The 17,168-nt window shown below is 64.0% G+C and carries 13 protein-coding genes and 1 other RNA gene; 7 read left to right on the forward strand and 7 right to left on the reverse strand.

Going from position 1 to position 17,168, the window contains the following annotated elements; all coding sequences use genetic code 11:
- Positions 1-147 precede the first annotated feature (147 nt).
- On the reverse strand, positions 148-942 hold the full coding sequence (locus IB277_RS10655; RefSeq protein ID WP_060515960.1) for a thymidylate synthase: 795 nt from the start codon (positions 940-942) through the stop codon (positions 148-150).
- A gap of 99 nt (positions 943-1,041) precedes the next feature.
- Positions 1,042-1,350 (reverse strand): DUF2853 family protein, encoded by a 309-nt coding sequence (locus IB277_RS10660; RefSeq protein WP_192370988.1) that lies wholly within the window; start codon positions 1,348-1,350, stop codon positions 1,042-1,044.
- 146 nt (positions 1,351-1,496) lie between these two features.
- Here IB277_RS10660 and ssrA point away from each other — a divergent pair.
- The 5 genes from ssrA (at position 1,497) to IB277_RS10685 (ending at position 4,220) form a co-directional block, all read left to right on the forward strand.
- Positions 1,497-1,855, forward strand: a transfer-messenger RNA (tmRNA) gene (gene ssrA / locus IB277_RS10665).
- Between the two features lie 138 nt (positions 1,856-1,993).
- Complete coding sequence (locus IB277_RS10670; protein ID WP_090294299.1) at positions 1,994-2,506, forward strand: SspB family protein; 513 nt, start codon at positions 1,994-1,996, stop codon at positions 2,504-2,506.
- 18 nt (positions 2,507-2,524) lie between these two features.
- Positions 2,525-2,731 carry a DUF4169 family protein gene (locus IB277_RS10675; RefSeq protein ID WP_034792596.1) on the forward strand — a complete coding sequence of 69 codons (207 nt, stop codon included), beginning with the start codon at positions 2,525-2,527 and terminating at the stop codon, positions 2,729-2,731.
- Between the two features lie 88 nt (positions 2,732-2,819).
- Complete coding sequence (locus tag IB277_RS10680; protein ID WP_034792594.1) at positions 2,820-3,056, forward strand: ribbon-helix-helix domain-containing protein; 237 nt, start codon at positions 2,820-2,822, stop codon at positions 3,054-3,056.
- A gap of 375 nt (positions 3,057-3,431) precedes the next feature.
- The gene (locus IB277_RS10685) at positions 3,432-4,220 is read left to right on the forward strand and encodes a hypothetical protein (RefSeq protein WP_034792592.1); all 789 of its coding nucleotides are present in this window, start codon (positions 3,432-3,434) and stop codon (positions 4,218-4,220) included.
- A gap of 74 nt (positions 4,221-4,294) precedes the next feature.
- On the opposite strand, the gene IB277_RS10690 is transcribed toward IB277_RS10685, so the two are convergent.
- The 3 genes from IB277_RS10690 to IB277_RS10700 all read right to left on the reverse strand — a co-directional run bounded on the left by IB277_RS10690 (position 4,295) and on the right by IB277_RS10700 (position 11,467).
- Positions 4,295-5,629, reverse strand: coding sequence for a TadE/TadG family type IV pilus assembly protein (locus tag IB277_RS10690; protein WP_060515958.1), 1,335 nt, complete (start codon positions 5,627-5,629; stop codon positions 4,295-4,297).
- Positions 5,630-6,089: 460 nt separating this feature from the next.
- Positions 6,090-9,806, reverse strand: a complete 3,717-nt coding sequence (locus IB277_RS10695; RefSeq protein ID WP_371813590.1) for an AsmA-like C-terminal region-containing protein — start codon at positions 9,804-9,806, stop codon at positions 6,090-6,092.
- 254 nt (positions 9,807-10,060) lie between these two features.
- Positions 10,061-11,467 (reverse strand): FAD-linked oxidase C-terminal domain-containing protein, encoded by a 1,407-nt coding sequence (locus IB277_RS10700; RefSeq protein ID WP_192370989.1) that lies wholly within the window; start codon positions 11,465-11,467, stop codon positions 10,061-10,063.
- Between the two features lie 315 nt (positions 11,468-11,782).
- On the opposite strand from IB277_RS10700, the gene IB277_RS10705 reads away from it, so the two are divergent.
- Positions 11,783-12,043 carry a hypothetical protein gene (locus tag IB277_RS10705; protein ID WP_060515956.1) on the forward strand — a complete coding sequence of 87 codons (261 nt, stop codon included), beginning with the start codon at positions 11,783-11,785 and terminating at the stop codon, positions 12,041-12,043.
- Between the two features lie 186 nt (positions 12,044-12,229).
- The gene (locus tag IB277_RS10710) at positions 12,230-12,661 is read left to right on the forward strand and encodes a DUF1772 domain-containing protein (RefSeq protein WP_034792578.1); all 432 of its coding nucleotides are present in this window, start codon (positions 12,230-12,232) and stop codon (positions 12,659-12,661) included.
- A 27-nt stretch (positions 12,662-12,688) separates the two neighbouring features.
- On the opposite strand, the gene IB277_RS10715 is transcribed toward IB277_RS10710, so the two are convergent.
- On the reverse strand, positions 12,689-15,799 hold the full coding sequence (locus tag IB277_RS10715; RefSeq protein ID WP_060516170.1) for an efflux RND transporter permease subunit: 3,111 nt from the start codon (positions 15,797-15,799) through the stop codon (positions 12,689-12,691).
- Positions 15,800-15,858: 59 nt separating this feature from the next.
- Entirely contained in the window at positions 15,859-17,040 is a 1,182-nt protein-coding gene (locus tag IB277_RS10720) for an efflux RND transporter periplasmic adaptor subunit (RefSeq protein WP_034792575.1), read from the reverse strand.
- Positions 17,041-17,168 lie beyond the last annotated feature (128 nt).

A 17,168-nucleotide genomic window follows, 5' to 3' on the forward strand; every position in this document is an offset into this window, starting at 1 on the left:
AGCCCTCCCCGGCCGCCCCTCACCTTGGATTGCCGGCCCCTGCGCGTGCGGGCGACGGAAGCTCCTGCCTCGCCCGAAGGGTGGCGCGGCATCGGCATCGAGAAGAATTCAGAAATGCGGACCGGCCACCCGCAGCATCAGGATATGTCAGACGGCGATCGGCGCCTTGATGGATGAATCGGCTTCGTAGCCGACGAGCGTAAAGTCTTCGAAACGGAAGGAAAAGAGATCTTTCACGTCTGGATTGATTTCCATCCGCGGCAGCGCCTTCGGCGTGCGGGTGAGCTGCAGCCGGGCCTGCTCGAAATGGTTGTGGTAGATGTGCGCGTCACCAAGCGTGTGCACGAAATCACCCGGCTTCAGGCCCGTCACCTGCGCCACCATCATCGTCAAGAGCGCATAGGAAGCGATGTTGAAGGGCACGCCGAGGAAGATGTCGGCCGAGCGCTGGTAGAGCTGGCAGGAGAGCTTGCCGTCGGAGACGTAGAACTGGAAAAGGCAATGGCAGGGCGGCAGCGCCATCTCGTCAACGAGCGCCGGGTTCCAGGCCGAGACGATGTGGCGGCGGGAATTCGGGTTGGTCTTCAGGCTCTCGACGAGGCCGGCAATCTGGTCGATATGGCGCCCGTCCGGCGCCGGCCAGGAGCGCCACTGGTAGCCATAGACCGGGCCGAGGTCGCCGTTCTCGTCTGCCCATTCGTCCCAGATGGTGACGCCGTTTTCCTTGAGATAGCGAATATTGGTGTCGCCCTTCAGGAACCACAGCAGTTCATGGATGATGGAGCGCAGGTGCAGCTTCTTGGTCGTCAGCACCGGGAAGCCCTCGGAGAGGTCGAAGCGCATCTGGTGGCCGAAGACCGAGCGCGTGCCCGTTCCCGTCCGGTCGCCGCGGTCGGATCCGTTGGTCATCACATGGTCGAGAAGGTCGAGATATTGCTGCATGATCTGGCGCCGCCGATTCGTACTTTCGCTAAATTTAGGACGAAGCCGGCGGCGAACCAATGACCACGGGACGATTATCCCGGATAATTCGGCGGGGAGCTACAAGGTCTGCAGCTTGCCGAGGTTCTTGGCCACCAGATAATAGAAGGTGACGCGCGATTTCGACCGGTCCGCCGACATCGCCTTGACGGTGGCGTCGATCGCGCTGTCCGCATCGGCGCCGCTGATGCCGAGCTTCTTCTCGCACCATTTCTCCTTGACCCGCTCGAGCTCTTTCGGATCCGACGCCGAAACGAGCGAGGAATCCCGGTTGCGAAGCGCAATGCCAAGGTGACGCACGAGCTTGTTCACGATCGCTTCGTCGGCGCCGCTGTCGTATTTCTGCACATCTGCGAGGTAGTCCGTCATGAGGCCTCCAGCTTGCTTTGCTTTTCGAAACTGCGGCCGGAGATTGCCGGCCGCGTGGCAGCAGCGGGAGTTTTTCATGGATGTCGGTCAAGTCAAGGCGGTTCGGCACCGGGCAGTCCGGGAGAAAGTCATATATCCGACACATCCCCCTTTTCTTGGGGCCCGGAAAGACCTATATGAACTCTGCCGTCTTCTGGCGGCTATGGCAATAAACGGGCGATGAAATAAACCCATTGGACCCGGGGGCGGTACCCGGCGCCTCCACCAAAAACCGATCAGAATCGATCGGCTTTTGATGGGGGCGAAATAGGATCGACAAGGGCGTAAAGATCGACTTTTTGCTCGGCATTGTACCACCGTTATCGGGCTAAACTTATAGTTGCAAACGACAACTATGCTGAAGCACGTCTCGCTGCTTAATCGCGGTGCGACACTTCAAATCAAGTCCTTCCGGGTAGCACCGTAAGGCGGGGTCCGAAGGCACCTGGCAACAGAAGCCTTCACCTTCTCCCCCGCTTCGAAATGGTCTATAGATGCTTGAATAATTGACTCGTCTGCTTCAGACGGGCAATGAAAAGCTGACGGCTTGACCTCCAAGCCGGCAGCAGACAGTAGATTGAGTTCGAGGAAAGACGGGACGCTCATGGGCCAGGACCACATCCGCTACGACATTCTGGCACAGGACGCACTGCGCAGCGTCATCCGAAAGGTCCTGACGGAGGTTGCCACCACCGGTCACTTGCCGGGAGAGCATCACTTCTTCATCACCTTTCTGACCGGCGCGCCGGGCGTGCGCATCTCGCAGCACCTGAAAGCCAAGTATCCCGAACAGATGACCATCGTGGTCCAGCACCAGTTCTGGGAGCTGAAAGTCACCGAAATCGGCTTCGAAATCGGCCTCTCCTTCTCCGACACGCCCGAACGGCTGGTGATCCCGTTCAACGCCATCCGTGGCTTCTACGACCCGTCGGTCAATTTCGAACTGGAGTTCGACGTGGCGGCCGGCGAGGAAGAAGAACAGGAATCGGCGGAGATCACCGCCTATCCCGTTCCGGAAGACAATGCCGAGACCTCGGCCAAGGACGACAAGCCCACCGAGCCGAAGAATGGCGGCGGCTCCGTCGTCTCGCTCGATTCCTTTCGCAAGAAGAACTGATCCGAGGAGCCGCGGCTCATGACCGGAGACGTCGTCAATCTGCGCCAGTTCCGCAAGCGTCGCGAGCGCACGGAAAAGGACAAGCAGGCCGAGCAGAACCGCATCTCCTTCGGCCGCACCAAGGCCGAGAAATCCCTGACGAAAGCGCTGAACGACAAGGCGGAGACCCGCCTTGACCAGGGCCGCATCGAGCGCCCTGCCGAAGGCGACGTCGACAAGGACTGAGCCCGCAAAAGTGATTCCGGAGCAAGGACTTGCGGCAGCTTCCGGACTCGAAATGCCAATTCCTTGAATCAGTCTCTAAGGCCGGGCGATGATCCGTAAGCATTCCGCAACGCTCCACGGCCACCGCACCAGCTTCTCGCTCGAAGACGCCTTCTGGCAGGAACTGAAGACGATCGCCGAAACGCGGGCGGTGCCGCTTGCCCAGCTGATCGCCGAAATCGACGACCAGCGCACGCCTGACAGCAACCTCTCCTCGGCACTGCGCGTCCATGTGCTCGAATGGCTGAAATCGCAACGCTCGACGCTCTTGCCCGACGAGACCTGAGCTCCCGCCGTCGATGGCCAGCACGGCCAGAATTCGCGGCCAGAACTCGCCCAAGGCCTTTCACATCAAAGGGCTAGTCGCGAGACCTTGAGCCCTTGTTCTCACGCCGTTGCCGCACGAGCGCTGTACAGTGTCGGGCGACAGGCATTGGCGGATCCAAGGCAACTGTGTGGCCGATGCAACAGCGCGCGGCATTTGGCATGTCCCGCTTCGCCGTTTCGGGCCAAAACAGTTGTATTCGAATAAACTTATATAACAATACCCACATCGGGAGGCGGCGACTTTCCGCTGCCCTTGTGTTCGAGAGTCTGTAGTGCGCAATTCCAGACGGGCCCGTCTCTCGTTTCAGGGATTGTCTCAAGCGGGAGGCGTTTCATGAGTATCCCTACACGACTGGGCCTCACGGCCTGCCTTGGCCTGTTGTTCGCCCTGCCGACCCACGCGGCCGACATCACGCCGCTGATGGCGCCCGCGGCCCCCGTGGAAGAAACCGAGAGCGGCTGGCAATTCACCTTCGCGCCCTATTTCTGGATGGCGGGCCTCTCCGGCGACACAGCGCAATTCGGGCTCCCGACCGTTCACATCGACTCCAGCTTCAGCGACATCTGGAGCAATCTCGACTTCGCCGCCATGGCCACCGTCGAAGCGCGCAAGGACCGCTTCAGCGTCTTTGGTGACTTGATCTATACGAAGCTCTCCGGCGACGGCAAAGCGCGCGGCGTCTTCACCGATACGGTCGATGTGGAATCGGAGACCTTCGCCGGCCTCATCGGCGTCGGTTACACGGTGTTTGAGGATCAGAACTCGCATCTCGACGTGGTCGGCGGCGCCAGGATCTGGTCGGTCAACACCACCATATCCTTTCAGGGCGGCCCGCTCGACGGTATCAGCCGCGATGACCGCAAGACTTGGGTCGACGGCATGGTGGGCGTGCGCGGCAACTACTTCTTCACCCCGGAGATCTACCTGACCGGCTGGGGCCTGGTCGGCGCCGGCGGCGCCGACATCGACTGGGACGTCGGCCTTGGCCTCGGCTACCGTTTCAACGACACGATCTCGGCGATCGCCGGTTATCGTGCGCTGGGCGTCAACTACGACAATGACGGCTTCATCTTCGACGTGGTCCAGCAAGGTCCAATCCTCGGACTGTCCATCCGCTTCTGAAGGCAAGGCGCGCCTGGACACCGGCAAGCGATCACGCCGCCGGCCCAACGGCCGGAGGCAAGACGCGTCCGTCATTATCGCACCAGCCGGATCGCGCCGGGGTTGTTGATCGTGGTGTTGGCCAGCACCGCCTTGCAATCCAGCTTGAAGCTGCTGTTGCCGATCATGGTGATTTCCTGGGCGACGATGCGCACGCATTCACCGCCGGTCGATCCGTTGCCAGCATACTGGATCTCGCGCGACGCCGGCATGTAGATGATGCCGGCGAGCGACGAGGCGCTGTTGCCGTTGATGGTGGCGCTGGCCGTGTTGTTGCGCCCGGCGACGATCGAGAAGCCGGCCCAGTCGCCGGTCGTCGGCGCGCTGACCTGGAAGGTCGCCCCGCCGTGAATGTCGAGCTGGGCGCCGTTCAGGAGGAAGAAGGTTACCCCTTCGGCGCTCACCACCGACTGGCTGGTGAACTTCAGGCTACCGCCGTCGATGATGTAGTTGCCGGGTCTCAGAAGAACCTTGCCCTTGATTTCGAGATCGCCATAGGTGCCAGGCTTCAGCTCGACGCGGTAGGTGTCGGGCGCGTTGTTCGGCGTCTTGCCGGTGCCGTTGCAGTCGCCGTTGCCGCCACCGCCGCCGACGAAATTCTGCCCGCAGCCAGCAAGGCTCACCCAGCCTGCCGTGGTCGGCATCTTCTTCGACCGGAAGGGGTCGGCAATTGGCGTCACCTCCTCTACCGCCTTGCCACAGGCAAGCTGCAGGTTGGCGAGCGTCGCGGACACCTTGCCGGCGGCGTAGAGACACTCGGCCTTGAGCGTGGCCGAGCCGCTGAGGTAGATCGACTGCGCGTCGGTCGAGTTCGACGTGATCGTACAGCCGGATGTGTCGACGCTCGCCCCGCCGCTGACCTCGAAGGCCCGGCTCGCCGTCGGGTGCAGCGCCAGAATGCAGGCCTCTCTCCCGGGCATGCGCGCGGCAACACTTTCCCGGTCGATCGTATAGGGCTGCAGCCCGAAGAAGAGCGGATTGTATTTCAGCGCGTAGGCCGCGGTCGCCGTGGTCTCGACGCCGGCGGCGCCGAAGGCGATCTGCACCGGCGTGGCCGCCACCGCCACACCGCTCTCCGGGCCGAGCTGATCGACGATCTCCGGCTGGCCGAAATTCGCAAAGAAGACGTTGTTGGCGAGATCCCTGGCACTGGCCTCGGTCTCGCCCTCGCCGTAGGATTTGACCGCCGAGAAGGCAGCGGCATCGAGCGCCGTCTGCATCTTCGCGGCCTCGAGATTGATCCGCGCCAGGTTGATGGCGATCGACGCGGCACTCAACAACGGCACCGCTATCAGCGCGGTCAGAACGGTAAAGTTGCCGCGCTCGTCCGCAAAGATACGGGCGGCTCTCTTCCTCAAATTGTAGCGCATCTCTGATCGTTGCCCCCTCAGCAGACGGCGACGCGCCGCTCGGGTCAATCCGGAGCGATCGACGTCGTCCTTCCCATGCGCCGATTAAAGACGCGGCCCGCAAGCCGCACCCCCTGCCCCATCCAACGCAAATTGCTAATTTAGCGATCAATAGTGGAGGATGTGCTTCAGAATTCGTTAAAACTCTGCCGATCCCGTTCGCGCGCCACGATGCGCCGGAAACCAAGAGAATGCCCACCCGATAAAGGCATGTTCAAAATCTGAAGCCAGAGCATGTCGCGCAAAAGCGCGCAGCGGTCTTGGGATAACGACATGCGAAAAATCAAAAGCGCAGAGAGCGAAGCTGAAAGATCGCGACGCGCTTCAGGGCGCACAAGCCAAGGATGGGATCATGGCCGGATGCGAAGCACATCTCCGGCCCAGAAAGCCAGGGAGCGTCGTGCTCCGGCATAGTCACCGGCTACTGTACGGTAACGTCGGGCAGGACGTCGAAGTTGAGCCTCTGTCCGGGAGGGGTGCCGGTGGCACCGTCCGGTACGGTCTGGGGGGTCGGTCCCGTCTGCGGGATCGGCTGGCCCTGTCCGGCGCTGCGCGCTGCCTCTGCCGCCCGACGCGCGGCTTCCGCCTGTCGTTCCGCTTCGGCCTTGCGTTCGGCCTCTGCTCGCGCATCTGCTTCCGCCTTGAGGCGGGCGGCCTCGGCAGCGCCGGCTGCGCGCCGGCGTTCCTCGGCAACGGCGCGTTTGCGCTCCAGTTCTCTTGCCTCCGCCCGCGCCTTGTAAAGCGCAAGTTCGCGGCGCAGACGCTGCTTCTCCAGCACGTTCGCCTGCAGGATCTCGACCCGCCGGCGCTCGCGCTCGAAGGCGCGAAGCGACAGGAAGTTCGCGAGATCGGCAACGTTGAGATCGACGCCCGGTGCTTCCAGCAGGCCGGCATAGCCGATGCGCACACGCGGCTCGGCACCGGCAAGCGCCTCGTCACCCGGCCGGAAGGTCAGATCGATGCCGGCGTCGATCCGGCCCGCCGCAAGGTCCAGCGAAGCCTCGCCGGTCATCGCGGCATTGCCGTCGCCAGCCGTCACGTTCTGCGCCCGGAGCACCCCGCCGGCGATGCTGAAGGGTGCCTTGACGACGCCGACCAGCGATTGACCCGAGAAGATTGTCGCCTCCGCCGCACTTCTGATCGCGTCCGCCGAGATCTGCGTCTTCAGCGCATCGGCTGCCGCGATCAGCTGCGGCAGAGCTGCGCTGTTGATGCCGGCGAGCGTCATGCCGTTGAAGGTTGTGGTACCCGAACCGCTTGCCGAATGCGCCATCGCCTCGGGCGTCGCACCCGATGCCTCAAGTGCTACCGAAAGATCGAAAGTCCCGGTCGCGACCGGCGTGCCCGCATGGGCCCAGCCCGCCTGGGCCAGGTCGCCGCCCTTGACGTCCAGGCGCGAGCGCAGGAAGCCCGAGCCGTTGGCATTGCCGATCTGCACCCGCCCGGCGAGCTTGCCGCCCAGCCAGTCGCCGGCCGCATCGGTCAGCGCGACCTCGTCGCCCTTCCATTCCATCTTGCCGGCAAAGCTCGTGACCGCGCCATAGACGCCCGGCCAGAATTTCTGCGCCTGCACGTCCAGCGCCACGTTGAGCCCGGTCCAGGCAGGCTGCGCCAGAGCCCCCTTCGAGAAGGCCCCGTTCGTATCCTCGATCGGTCCGAGGACGCCCTCGCCGAGCCAGGCGAGATCGAGCGTGTCGAGCGTCAGCTGTCCGCTGGCCGCCCCCGGTGCCTTGCGGTCGATCGTCAGATTGCCGGTAAAGCCGTTGTGGTCGGCCTTGCCCTCGACAGTGGTCAGCGCAATTGTTTCGGGCGTTGTCGCGATATCGGCAGAGACGGTCAGCGGCAGGCCGCTGCCCATCTGCGGCAAGGCCACGCCCTGGAGCAGAAGATAGGGCTCCAGGTCCTGGGTCTGCAGCGTCACCTTCGCCTGACCTTCGAGGAAATGATCGCGGGAAAGATCGACGCTGCCCTTGGCGGCGAGCGACGTCTTCTCGGTCGTAAAGGTCACCGTGCCGTTCGCCGTCGGTCCGTCGGTGCTTTGCAGCTTGACGGAGAGAATGCCGTTGGCATCCGCATCGAAGGGCAAGGGATCGAAACCCGTCTGGCCGAGCAGAAGCCGCGTCTCCGGATTTTCGAGCGTCGCTTCCAAAAGCATGGCCTTGCCGGTCAGCGCCTGCGCCATGTCGGGCGCCTGGTAGCTGGCGGCGATCTTGGTACCGTTCGCGGTCCCGAAGATGCCGAAGGTCGCGGGCGCGTTGCCTTCCTTGTTGCCGGCCGTCAGCGTCACGTCGAAGGCCGTGTCGCTGTAATAGGGACCGGCCTTGATCAACTGCCGGAGCGCTGGATGATTGACCGCGTGGCGGCCGATCATTTCCAGAAACGGCGTCAGGTTCTTGGCGGCAAGCTTCATCTTGGCCGAGACGACGGGCTTTTCGAGGTCGCCGCTGGCCCGGCCGGAAAAGGCGAGCTGTGCGCCGGCGAGCGAGCCGATCGCCACGCGTTCGGCCTGGAGCTGGCCGTTCTTCAGCGTCAGCACCGCCTGCACGTCCTGCGCTTGCTCGCCGAAGGCGGAAAACTCGTCAGCCGAAAGATCGGCGGCAATCGCATGCTGCAGCAAGGTATCGGTGGAAGCGTCGCCCGCCACGAGCCCGGTCAGCGCCTGCAAGGCTTCGAAGTCGATGCGGTTACCCTTCAGCTGCAGCGAGAGGTTCGGTTGCTGGTCGGCGAAGGACTGTCGCTCCAGCCGCCCCTTGAGGCTCGCCTCGTCGGCCGCCACTTCGAGGTTCTCGAACTGCTGCAATGTATCGGTGAGGTTCACCTTGGCGGAAAAGCCGGCGGTCCTCAGCTTGCGGATCGCCGGATCGACCGAGCCCGCCAGCCAGTTGGCAAGGCCGGAAGGCTGGTTGGAGGCCAGCAGAAGGTCGCCGCGGAAAGTGCGCTGTCCCTTGAGGTTCAGCCGCCCCTTGGCTTCGAGCTGCGTGCGCCCCGGCAGCAGCGCCACGACATTGTCGATCACCCAGCCGGCGCCATCGGGCTGTACGTCGATCCGCACGTCGCGGACCGTCGTATCGCCGACGACGATCGCCGGCAGCTTCAGGCTGGCGCGGCCGGGCACCTGCGGGATGGGAATTTCGGCGGCGATCGCCAGCATGGCTTCGAGCCGCTGGCGCATCGAGATCGCCGGATCGCGGCCGGTCTTGTTGTTGCGGCTCGGGCCGATGCGGCTGACGTCGATCTGCTGGCCGTCGGCGATCAGCAGGAACTTCTGGTCCTTGCCGGTATCGAGCGTTGCCTCGCCGGTGACCACATAGGGATCATCCGACGGGCCGATTTCGAAGCGATATTCCGGGACGCGGATGCTCTCGTTGGTCAGCTGGAAGTTGCCGTTTATGCGCAGCGGCGCCCGCCCATCCGCATCCTTCGTCTCGGCCTGCGGGCGGTTCTCCGTCAGCGTGAAGCGGCCGCTATAGACCGGCCTGAAATCGACGATGCGCAGCGAACCGTCGGTCTCGACGCCGAAGGGACGCTTGTCGGGCGTTACCCGCGCCTTCAGGCTGAGCGTACCCGCCTCGTCCACTTCGTTGCTGGTAAAGGAGAAACTGCCGGCTTCGCCATCGAGCGCGGCGCGCCCCTCAACCTTCCAGGGCCCGGCGAGCGTGCGGGCCGAAATGTCTGCGGCAAGTCCGCTCACGCGGCGGGTGCGGCCGGTCTGCTCGTCGACGAATTCGACCTGGCCATTGGTGATCTCGACGTTTTCAAGCACGACGGTCTTGGCCGGGATCGAGGCCCGGCGGCCCCTCGCCCAGTCGAGCGTACCGTCGGGCAACAGGCGCACCTTGGCCCGCGGACGATCGAGCTTCATGTCGAAGATCAATGCCTCGCCGCTCAGGAACGGCGCAAGCTCGGCGCTCATCGAGAACTGCGCCACCTGGATCAGCGGGTCGCCGTCCTCGGCGGCGCCGACGCGCACGTCGTTGAGCGTCACGGTTGGGAATGGGATCAGCCGCGCATCGACGCTGCCATGTACGACGACGGGCTTGCCCATGATGCGGCTTGCCTCGCGCTCGAACTCCTTGCGGAAACCCGTCCAGTCGATGAACCACGGGGCGATCAGCGCCGCAAAGAGCGCAACGACCACAAGTCCACCGACGGCAAGAAGAATTCGCGAAAGCACCGTGCCTATATTCCCATTCCGTTCATCGGCGCATCCGCGCCGCAAATCGATTTAAGCGCCAGAAACCGGCGCCCGGCTGCAGCGGCGCTGATGGCGCCGTAGCATCCTTGATTTGCCGCATAATTCCCTAGGGGTCGATTCCGACTTTGAGAATTATGCAGTATCACACTTTGTCGCCGGCGCATTGTCCCAAAAAACGGCCCGTCGCGCGTCTCACCTCAAGCGAAAATCTTGCCCGGGTTGAAGATATTGTCCGGATCAAGCGAGCGCTTGATCTGGCGCATCAGATCGAGCGCGTCGCCGAGTTCGGCCTCAAGGAACGGCATCTTGCCCTGGCCGATGCCGTGCTCGCCGGTGCAGGTGCCGTCCATGGCGAGCGCCCGCGCGTTCAGCCGCTCGACAAAGGCCTCGGCGCGCACAACGTCAGCCGGATCCTTGTCGTCAAACAGCAAGCCGACATGAAAGTTTCCGTCGCCGGCATGGCCGACGATCGGCGCCGTCAGCCCGTGGGCGGCGCTATCTTCCTGCGTTGCCGCCACGCATTCCGCCAGCCGCGAGATCGGGACGCAGACATCGGTCGACAGGATCGCCGCGCCCGGGATCAGGCTTTTTTGCGCCCAATAGGCATTGTGCCGCGCCTTCCAGAGCCGCGCCCGCTCCTCCGGATTGGTGGTCCAGAGGAAGTCGCTGGCGCCGAACTCCGAAGCGATCTCGCCAAACTGGCGCGCCTGTAATTCGACACTCTCGGGGCTGCCGTGGAATTCGACGAAGAGCGTCGGCGTCTCCTGATAGGAAAGGCCGGAATAGCCGTTGCAGGCCTTCATCTGCAGCGCATCGAGCAGTTCGATGCGCGCGACCGGAATGCCCGACTGGATGGTGAGGATCACCGCATTGCAGGCGTCCTCGATCGTCGGGAACGGGCAGACGCCGCCGGAAATGACCTCCGGAATACCCTGCAGCCTGAGCGTGATCGAGGTGATGATGCCGAGCGTGCCTTCGGCGCCAACGAAAAGCCGCGTCAGGTCGTAGCCGGCAGAGGACTTGCGCGCCCGATGCGCCGTGCGGATCTCGCGCCCGTCAGCGGTCACCACCGTCAGCGCCAGCACATTGTCTTTCATCGTGCCGTAGCGCACCGCATTGGTGCCCGACGCCCGCGTCGAGGCCATGCCGCCGATCGAGGCGTTGGCGCCGGGATCAATCGGGAAGAACAGGCCGGTGTCGCGCAGGTAGGTGTTGAGCTCCTCGCGGGTGATGCCCGGCTCGACGCGGCAGTCGAGGTCCTCGGCATTGACCTCGAGCACCTTGTTCATACGCGAGAGATCGACCGAGATGCCGCCATGGGGGGCGTTGATATGCCCTTCGAGCGAGGAGCCGGTGCCGAACGGGATCAGCGGCACCTTGTGTCGCGCGGCGATCTGGACGATCGCGCGCACGTCCCCGGCGCTTTCGGCAAACAGCACGCCGTCGGGAAGCTGTGCCGGAATATAGGTGGTGGTGTGAGCATGCTGGGCGCGGATCGCCTCGCCCGTCTGGAACCGGTCGCCGAAGCGGGCGGAAAGGTCCGCCTTCGCCGCCGCAATCCCCGCCTCGTTTCTCGCGCCAGCCCTGATCGCCTTCAATGCCACGGAAAACGCCCTTCCTCTTGCATTCGCCACGCTGCCTTTTCGATGTTCGGGAAGCGCAGTCATTTCAAGGCGCTACTGTGCAAATCGGAATCACTTTGTCCAGACGCTCGCGCACTTCCCGGTCACAGTAGCGCAGGAAAACGCCTGACGTGAGACCGGAGTGTCACAAGACTGTATGACAGCGTGGAAAACACCAACGCTGAAAAGCCGACACGATATGTCCCCGTTTGCCGAAATGTCATCTCCACACCGCGCCGCGCGGTGATCCGCTCGGGAAGTCCTTGCGTATAAATGCCGAGCGGAAGGACGTGTGACGTGCTTGGAGAGATCGGCAGAAAGCGACTGATGATGCGGTTGCCGCACTTGAGGGGCAGCATCGCGTCGGCATCGTCAGATTGCATGATTGAGCTGTTCTGCAGTTATGAACTCGCGGTCAACATGCGGGACGCACTCGTGTTGGGCGGCGGCCGCCCGGATCTCGCTGACGAGTACCGGCAGATCTGCCTCGAACTCGAAGAAGAGGTGGAGGTCGTGCTCTGCGCGACGGCGCTGGCCGTGCGGCGTGACGGCACATAGGGCGGGCCGGTAGACAGAGGGCCTTGCAAACGGCAAGCCGCGTCGCACCACATTTGCTGCTGGCAAAAGTCACGCCTCAGACCGACCAAACTCCGGTACTGCTACGTATGAGAGCGAAACGGCAGAAAACACCTGCCGTTTCGTGAGCCTTGGATTATGATGGAGGCGTGAAGGAAGGAGAGGCAAATGCTGGGTCTAACCGCTTTGCTCACCGCGTCGGTTTTCTTCGGCGCCGCCATCTACATCACCTGGGCAGAACAGCCCGCACGGTTGCATCTCGATGATCGCGCCGCACTCGTGCAGTGGGTGCCGTCCTATCGGCGCGGCTTCGAGATGCAGGCGACGCTCGCGCTCGTCTCGGGCCTGTTCGGCGCCGGTGCCTGGGGACAGACCGGCCATGTGCTGTGGGGGCTGGGGGCCGCGATCATCATCCTGAACTGGCCCTATACGCTGCTCTTCGTGATGCCGGTCAACCGCCAGCTGGAGGCAGTCCGGCCGGACGACGCCGGCCCGGAAAGCCGAGATCTCCTCGGTCTCTGGGGCAGGCTTCACGCCGGGCGCAGCGCGCTCGGCGGGCTGGCGGCAGCGATCTTTCTCGTTGCCGCCGGGCTAGAATAATAAGCCGTCGCGCGACGGCCGTTCCGGCTAGCGCACCTCCAGCGCTGCCGCCGCGTCCATTTCCTCGTGCAGCTTGCGCTCCTCGTCCGCATGCGGCTTGGTGAAGCGCGCGATCACCAGATAGGCGACCGGCGTCAGGTAGAGGGTGACGATCACCGCAAGACCAAGACCGCCGACGAGCACCCAGCCCAGCGCGATGCGCGCCTCGGCGCCCGCGCCGCTGGCAAGCACCAGCGGCACCGCGCCGACGATGGTGGCGATCATCGTCATCATGACAGGGCGCAGGCGGATGTTGGCGGCATTCTCAATCGCCGAGCGCACGTCCTGGCCGCGGTCGCGCAGCTGGTTGGCGAATTCGACGATGAGGATGCCGTTCTTCGCCATGATACCGACAAGCATCACGAGGCCGATCTGGCTGTAGATGTTGAGCGTGTTGCCGGTCATGATCATCGCAAAGACCGCGCAGGCAAGCCCCAGCGGCACCGTCGACATGATGATCAGGCCGCTGACGAAGCTTTCGAACTGGGCCGCCAGCACCAGGAAGATGATGACGAGCGCGAAGCCGAAGGTGACGAAGAGGCCGTTGGCGTTTTCGTTGAGCGTTGCGGCTTCGGCAAGCGGCATGATCCGTGAGCCCGGCGGCAGAAGCGGCTCTGCCATCTGCTCGACCATGGTCAGTGCCTCGCCGAGCGCCAGATCGGACTTGAGGCCGGCCGAAAGCGAAACGGCGCGAAGCTGCGATTCCCGCGACAGCTGCGGCGCCACCGCCATCTCCTCGACGCTGGCGATCGTCGACATCGGCACGATCTTGCCGTCACCGGCCTTGAGGAAAATGTTCTGCAGATCGGTCGGGTCGTTGACCGGGTTGGTCGAGGACAGAAGCTTCACCGGATAGGATTCGCCGTCGACATAGACGTCGACGACGCTGTTGCCGTCGAGCATGGCCTGCAGCGCCCAGGCAAGGCCGCCGATATCGACACCCATGTCGGAGGCGCGCTCGCGGTCGATGGTGATCGAAAGCTGCGCCTGGTTGGCCTCGTAGTTGAGGCGGACGTTTTCGAAGCGGCCGGTGTCTTCCATCTGGCGCACCAGCTTTGCCGCCGCATCACCGAGCTTGTTGTAGTCGTTGCCGACGAGCGCCACCTGCAGGCCGCTGCCGGCGCCGCGAATGCCGAGACTGTTCGGCTGCATCGCAAAGACGCGAACCGAAGGAATGCGCCCGGTCACCTTGTTGATGTCGGTGACGATCTCCTGCTGGGTGCGGTCACGCTTGTCCCAGGGAGCGAGCGTCAGCACCATGAAGCCGCTGTTGACCGAACCGCCCTGCCCGGAGATCGAGAAGATGTTGTCGATCTCGCCGGATTTCACCAACGGCTGCAAACCGTCCTCGATGCGGCGCATCTGTGCCTGGGCGTATTCGAGCGAAACGCCCTGCGGCGCGTTGATGCGCATCATGATCTGCGAGCGGTCCTCCGTCGGCGTCAGCTCCGATTTCAGCGTCAGGAAGCCGGCAGCCCCCATGGCGGTGAAGAAGCCCGCGACGACGAAGACGATCAGCGGCGAGTTGAGGCAGGCGCGCAGCGTCACCCGGTAGAACCCGGCCGCCCGCGCACCGAACCGCGCCATCGGCCCCGGCACCGTATGCGTATCCTTCGTCAGCATGCGCGAGGCGAGCATCGGGCAAAGCGTCAGCGACACGAAGGAGGACAGGAGGATCGCGAAGGCAAGCACGAAGCCGAACTCGCGGAAGAGACCGCCGGTCTGGCCCGGAAGGAACGAGAGCGGCACAAAGACGGCGGCAAGCGTCGCGGTCGTCGCCAGCACCGCGAAGAACACTTCGAGCGTGCCGTGAACGGCCGCCGCGCGTGGTCCAAGCCCCTCGGCGCGCCTTCGCACGATGTTTTCGAGCACCACGATGGCGTCGTCGACGACAAGCCCGGTCGCAAGCACGATCGCGAGCAGCGTCAGGATGTTGATCGAGAAGCCCGCGAGATAGATCGCCGCCACCGTGCCGATCAGCGCGATCGGCATCGAGATCGTCGGGATCAGCGTCGCCCGCCAGTCGAGCAGGAACATGTAGATGACCAGCGTCACAATGAAGACCGCAACGATCAGCGCGATTTCCACCTCGTGGATAGCGCCGTTGATGAAGACGGCGTCATCGCTGGTAATGCGGAGCTGCGTACCCTCGGGCAGGATCTGCGTCTGGATCGTCTCGACGACCTTGCGCACGCCCTCGGAGATATCGACGGTGTTGGACTGCGCCTGGCGCACGATGCCAAGGCCGATGCCCTGGCGGCCGTTGGAGCGCAGCGCCGTCGTGCCGGTGTCGGGACCGAGCGTGACGGTCGCCACATCGCGCAGGCGCACATTGTTGACGAGGATCAGGTTTTCGAACTGCTCCGGCGTCTGCAGGTCGGCGGTGGCGCGTACCGAGATGTCCTGGCTGGCGCTCGTCAGCTTGCCGGCTGGCACGTCATAGGAGGCATTGGCAAGCGCAGTGCGCAGGTTTGCGACCGTCACGCCGCGCCCGGCGAGCTTCGCCTGGTCGAGGTCGATGCGGAAGATCTTCTCCTGGTCGCCATAGACGGCAACGTCGGCCACGCCTTCAACGGCGGCGAGCCGGTCGCTGATCTCGTTTTCGACGAGCAGCGTCATGTCTTCCATCGACATCGTATCGGAGGTCAGCGCCAGCCGCATGATCGGCTGGCTGTCGGCATCGGCTTTCACGATGCTCGGCTCGTCGACATTGTCGGGAAGCTGGTTGCGCACCCGGCCGAGCGCGTCGCGAATGTCGTTGGAAGCCTGGCCGATATCGGTCGTGTCGGAGAACTGCAGCGTCACGCGGCTGCGGCCGAAGGACGAGGTCGAGGAAATGTCGCGGATGCCCTGCACGCGCGACACGGCCCCTTCGACCACCGAGGTCACCTCGCGGTCCATGGTCTCGGGTGCGGCGCCATCGAGCGTTGTCGTCACCGAGATGACCGGCTGGTCGACCTGCGGCAGCTCGCGGATCTCGATGCCGTTCCAGGCCGCAAGGCCGGCAACGACGATCAGCGTATTGACCACCAGCGCGAAGATCGGCCGGCGGATGAAGAGCGCGGTAAAGCCGGTCTTGCCGCGTTCGCGGGCCGACATCTGGCCGCCGGCGCTGCCTTGGCCGGCACCATGGCCGCTTGCCTGACTGTCGCCGCCGCTCACTTGGTTTCCTCCGCAACCTTCTGCGGTTCCTGCTTGTTCTCGCGGCCGGCGATGCGCACGGCGCCGCCGTCGCGCAGGCGCTGCACGCCTTCGGTGACGATCTCGTCGCCTTGCGACAGTGCGGCGTCCACCAGCACCTTGTCCGGGTTGCGCTGAATGATCTTCACCGGCACCTTCTCGCTCTTGTCGCTGGAGACGCGCCAGATATAGGAGCCTTCCGAACTCCACTGGATCGCCAGCGGATCGACCGTCGGATAGGTGTCGCCGTCAAAGGCCACGGTGACCGAGAAGGACATGCCCGCCCTCAGCTTGTCGTCGGGGTTTTCAAGCCGTGCGCGCACGCGCAGCGTCCGGCTCGCCTGATCGAGGCGGTTGTCGATCGCGTGGATCGCACCGTCGAGCTGGTTGCCCGGCTGGGCGATGGCGAAGGCGGTGACGGGCTGGCCGACGAAGATCTTGTTGGCGAAGCGCTCGGGCACCCAGAAATCGACGAGGATTTCCGAGCGGTCGTCGACGACGGCAATCGGCGTCGTGGTCGTGACGTAGTCGCCGACATTGACGGTGATGATGCCGACGACGCCCTTCGACGGCGCCACGATGTCGCGGCGCTTGAGGTCGAGCTCTGCGGTCTTCAGCGCCAGTTCGGCGGTCTGCATGGCGATTTCGGCGTCACGCACGTCCACGGCTGTTACCGCGCGGGCGGTGCTCAGGTTGCGGTAACGCTCGACCTTTTCGCGTGCGCTGTCACGTGTCAGCCTCGCCTGGTCGGCAGCAATCTTCTGGTCGTCGCTGTCGAGCTTGGCAATGACCTGACCCTGCGACACCTTTTCGCCGGAGCGCACGAGGATTTCGGTGAGGTTGCCGGTTGCCGTCGGCGTCACGGTGACGGAATGGATCGCCTCGCCGTTGCCGATCGCGTTCAGCCGGTCGTTGACAACAGACGTGCCCGAAGGCCGGACCATGACGAGAATGGCGTTGTTGCCGCCCTGCCCGCGGCCATTGCCGCGTTCGCCGCCCTCGCCGCCACCGGCGCCGGGCTTGGACAAGGCATCAATCAGCGGATGCGAAACACCAATCGCCGCCAGCGTTTCACCAGCACCAGGCACAAAACGCACCCAGACGGCTGCGCCCACGAGAAGCACAGCGGCGCTCACCGCAAGCTGTTTCCAAACCCGCATTCAAGTCTCCGAATTAAACATAAAACACGCCCCAGCGCGGCGCGGCCGGCGGTTCGTTCCGATTGTGCGCGGAGTATCCCTGTTCGCGCGTGTCGGGGCAACGACAGAATACCATCATTACGCAATTG

The sequence above is a fragment of the Ensifer sp. ENS07 genome (genome assembly GCF_014852185.1).
GTDB lineage: Bacteria > Pseudomonadota > Alphaproteobacteria > Rhizobiales > Rhizobiaceae > Ensifer > Ensifer adhaerens.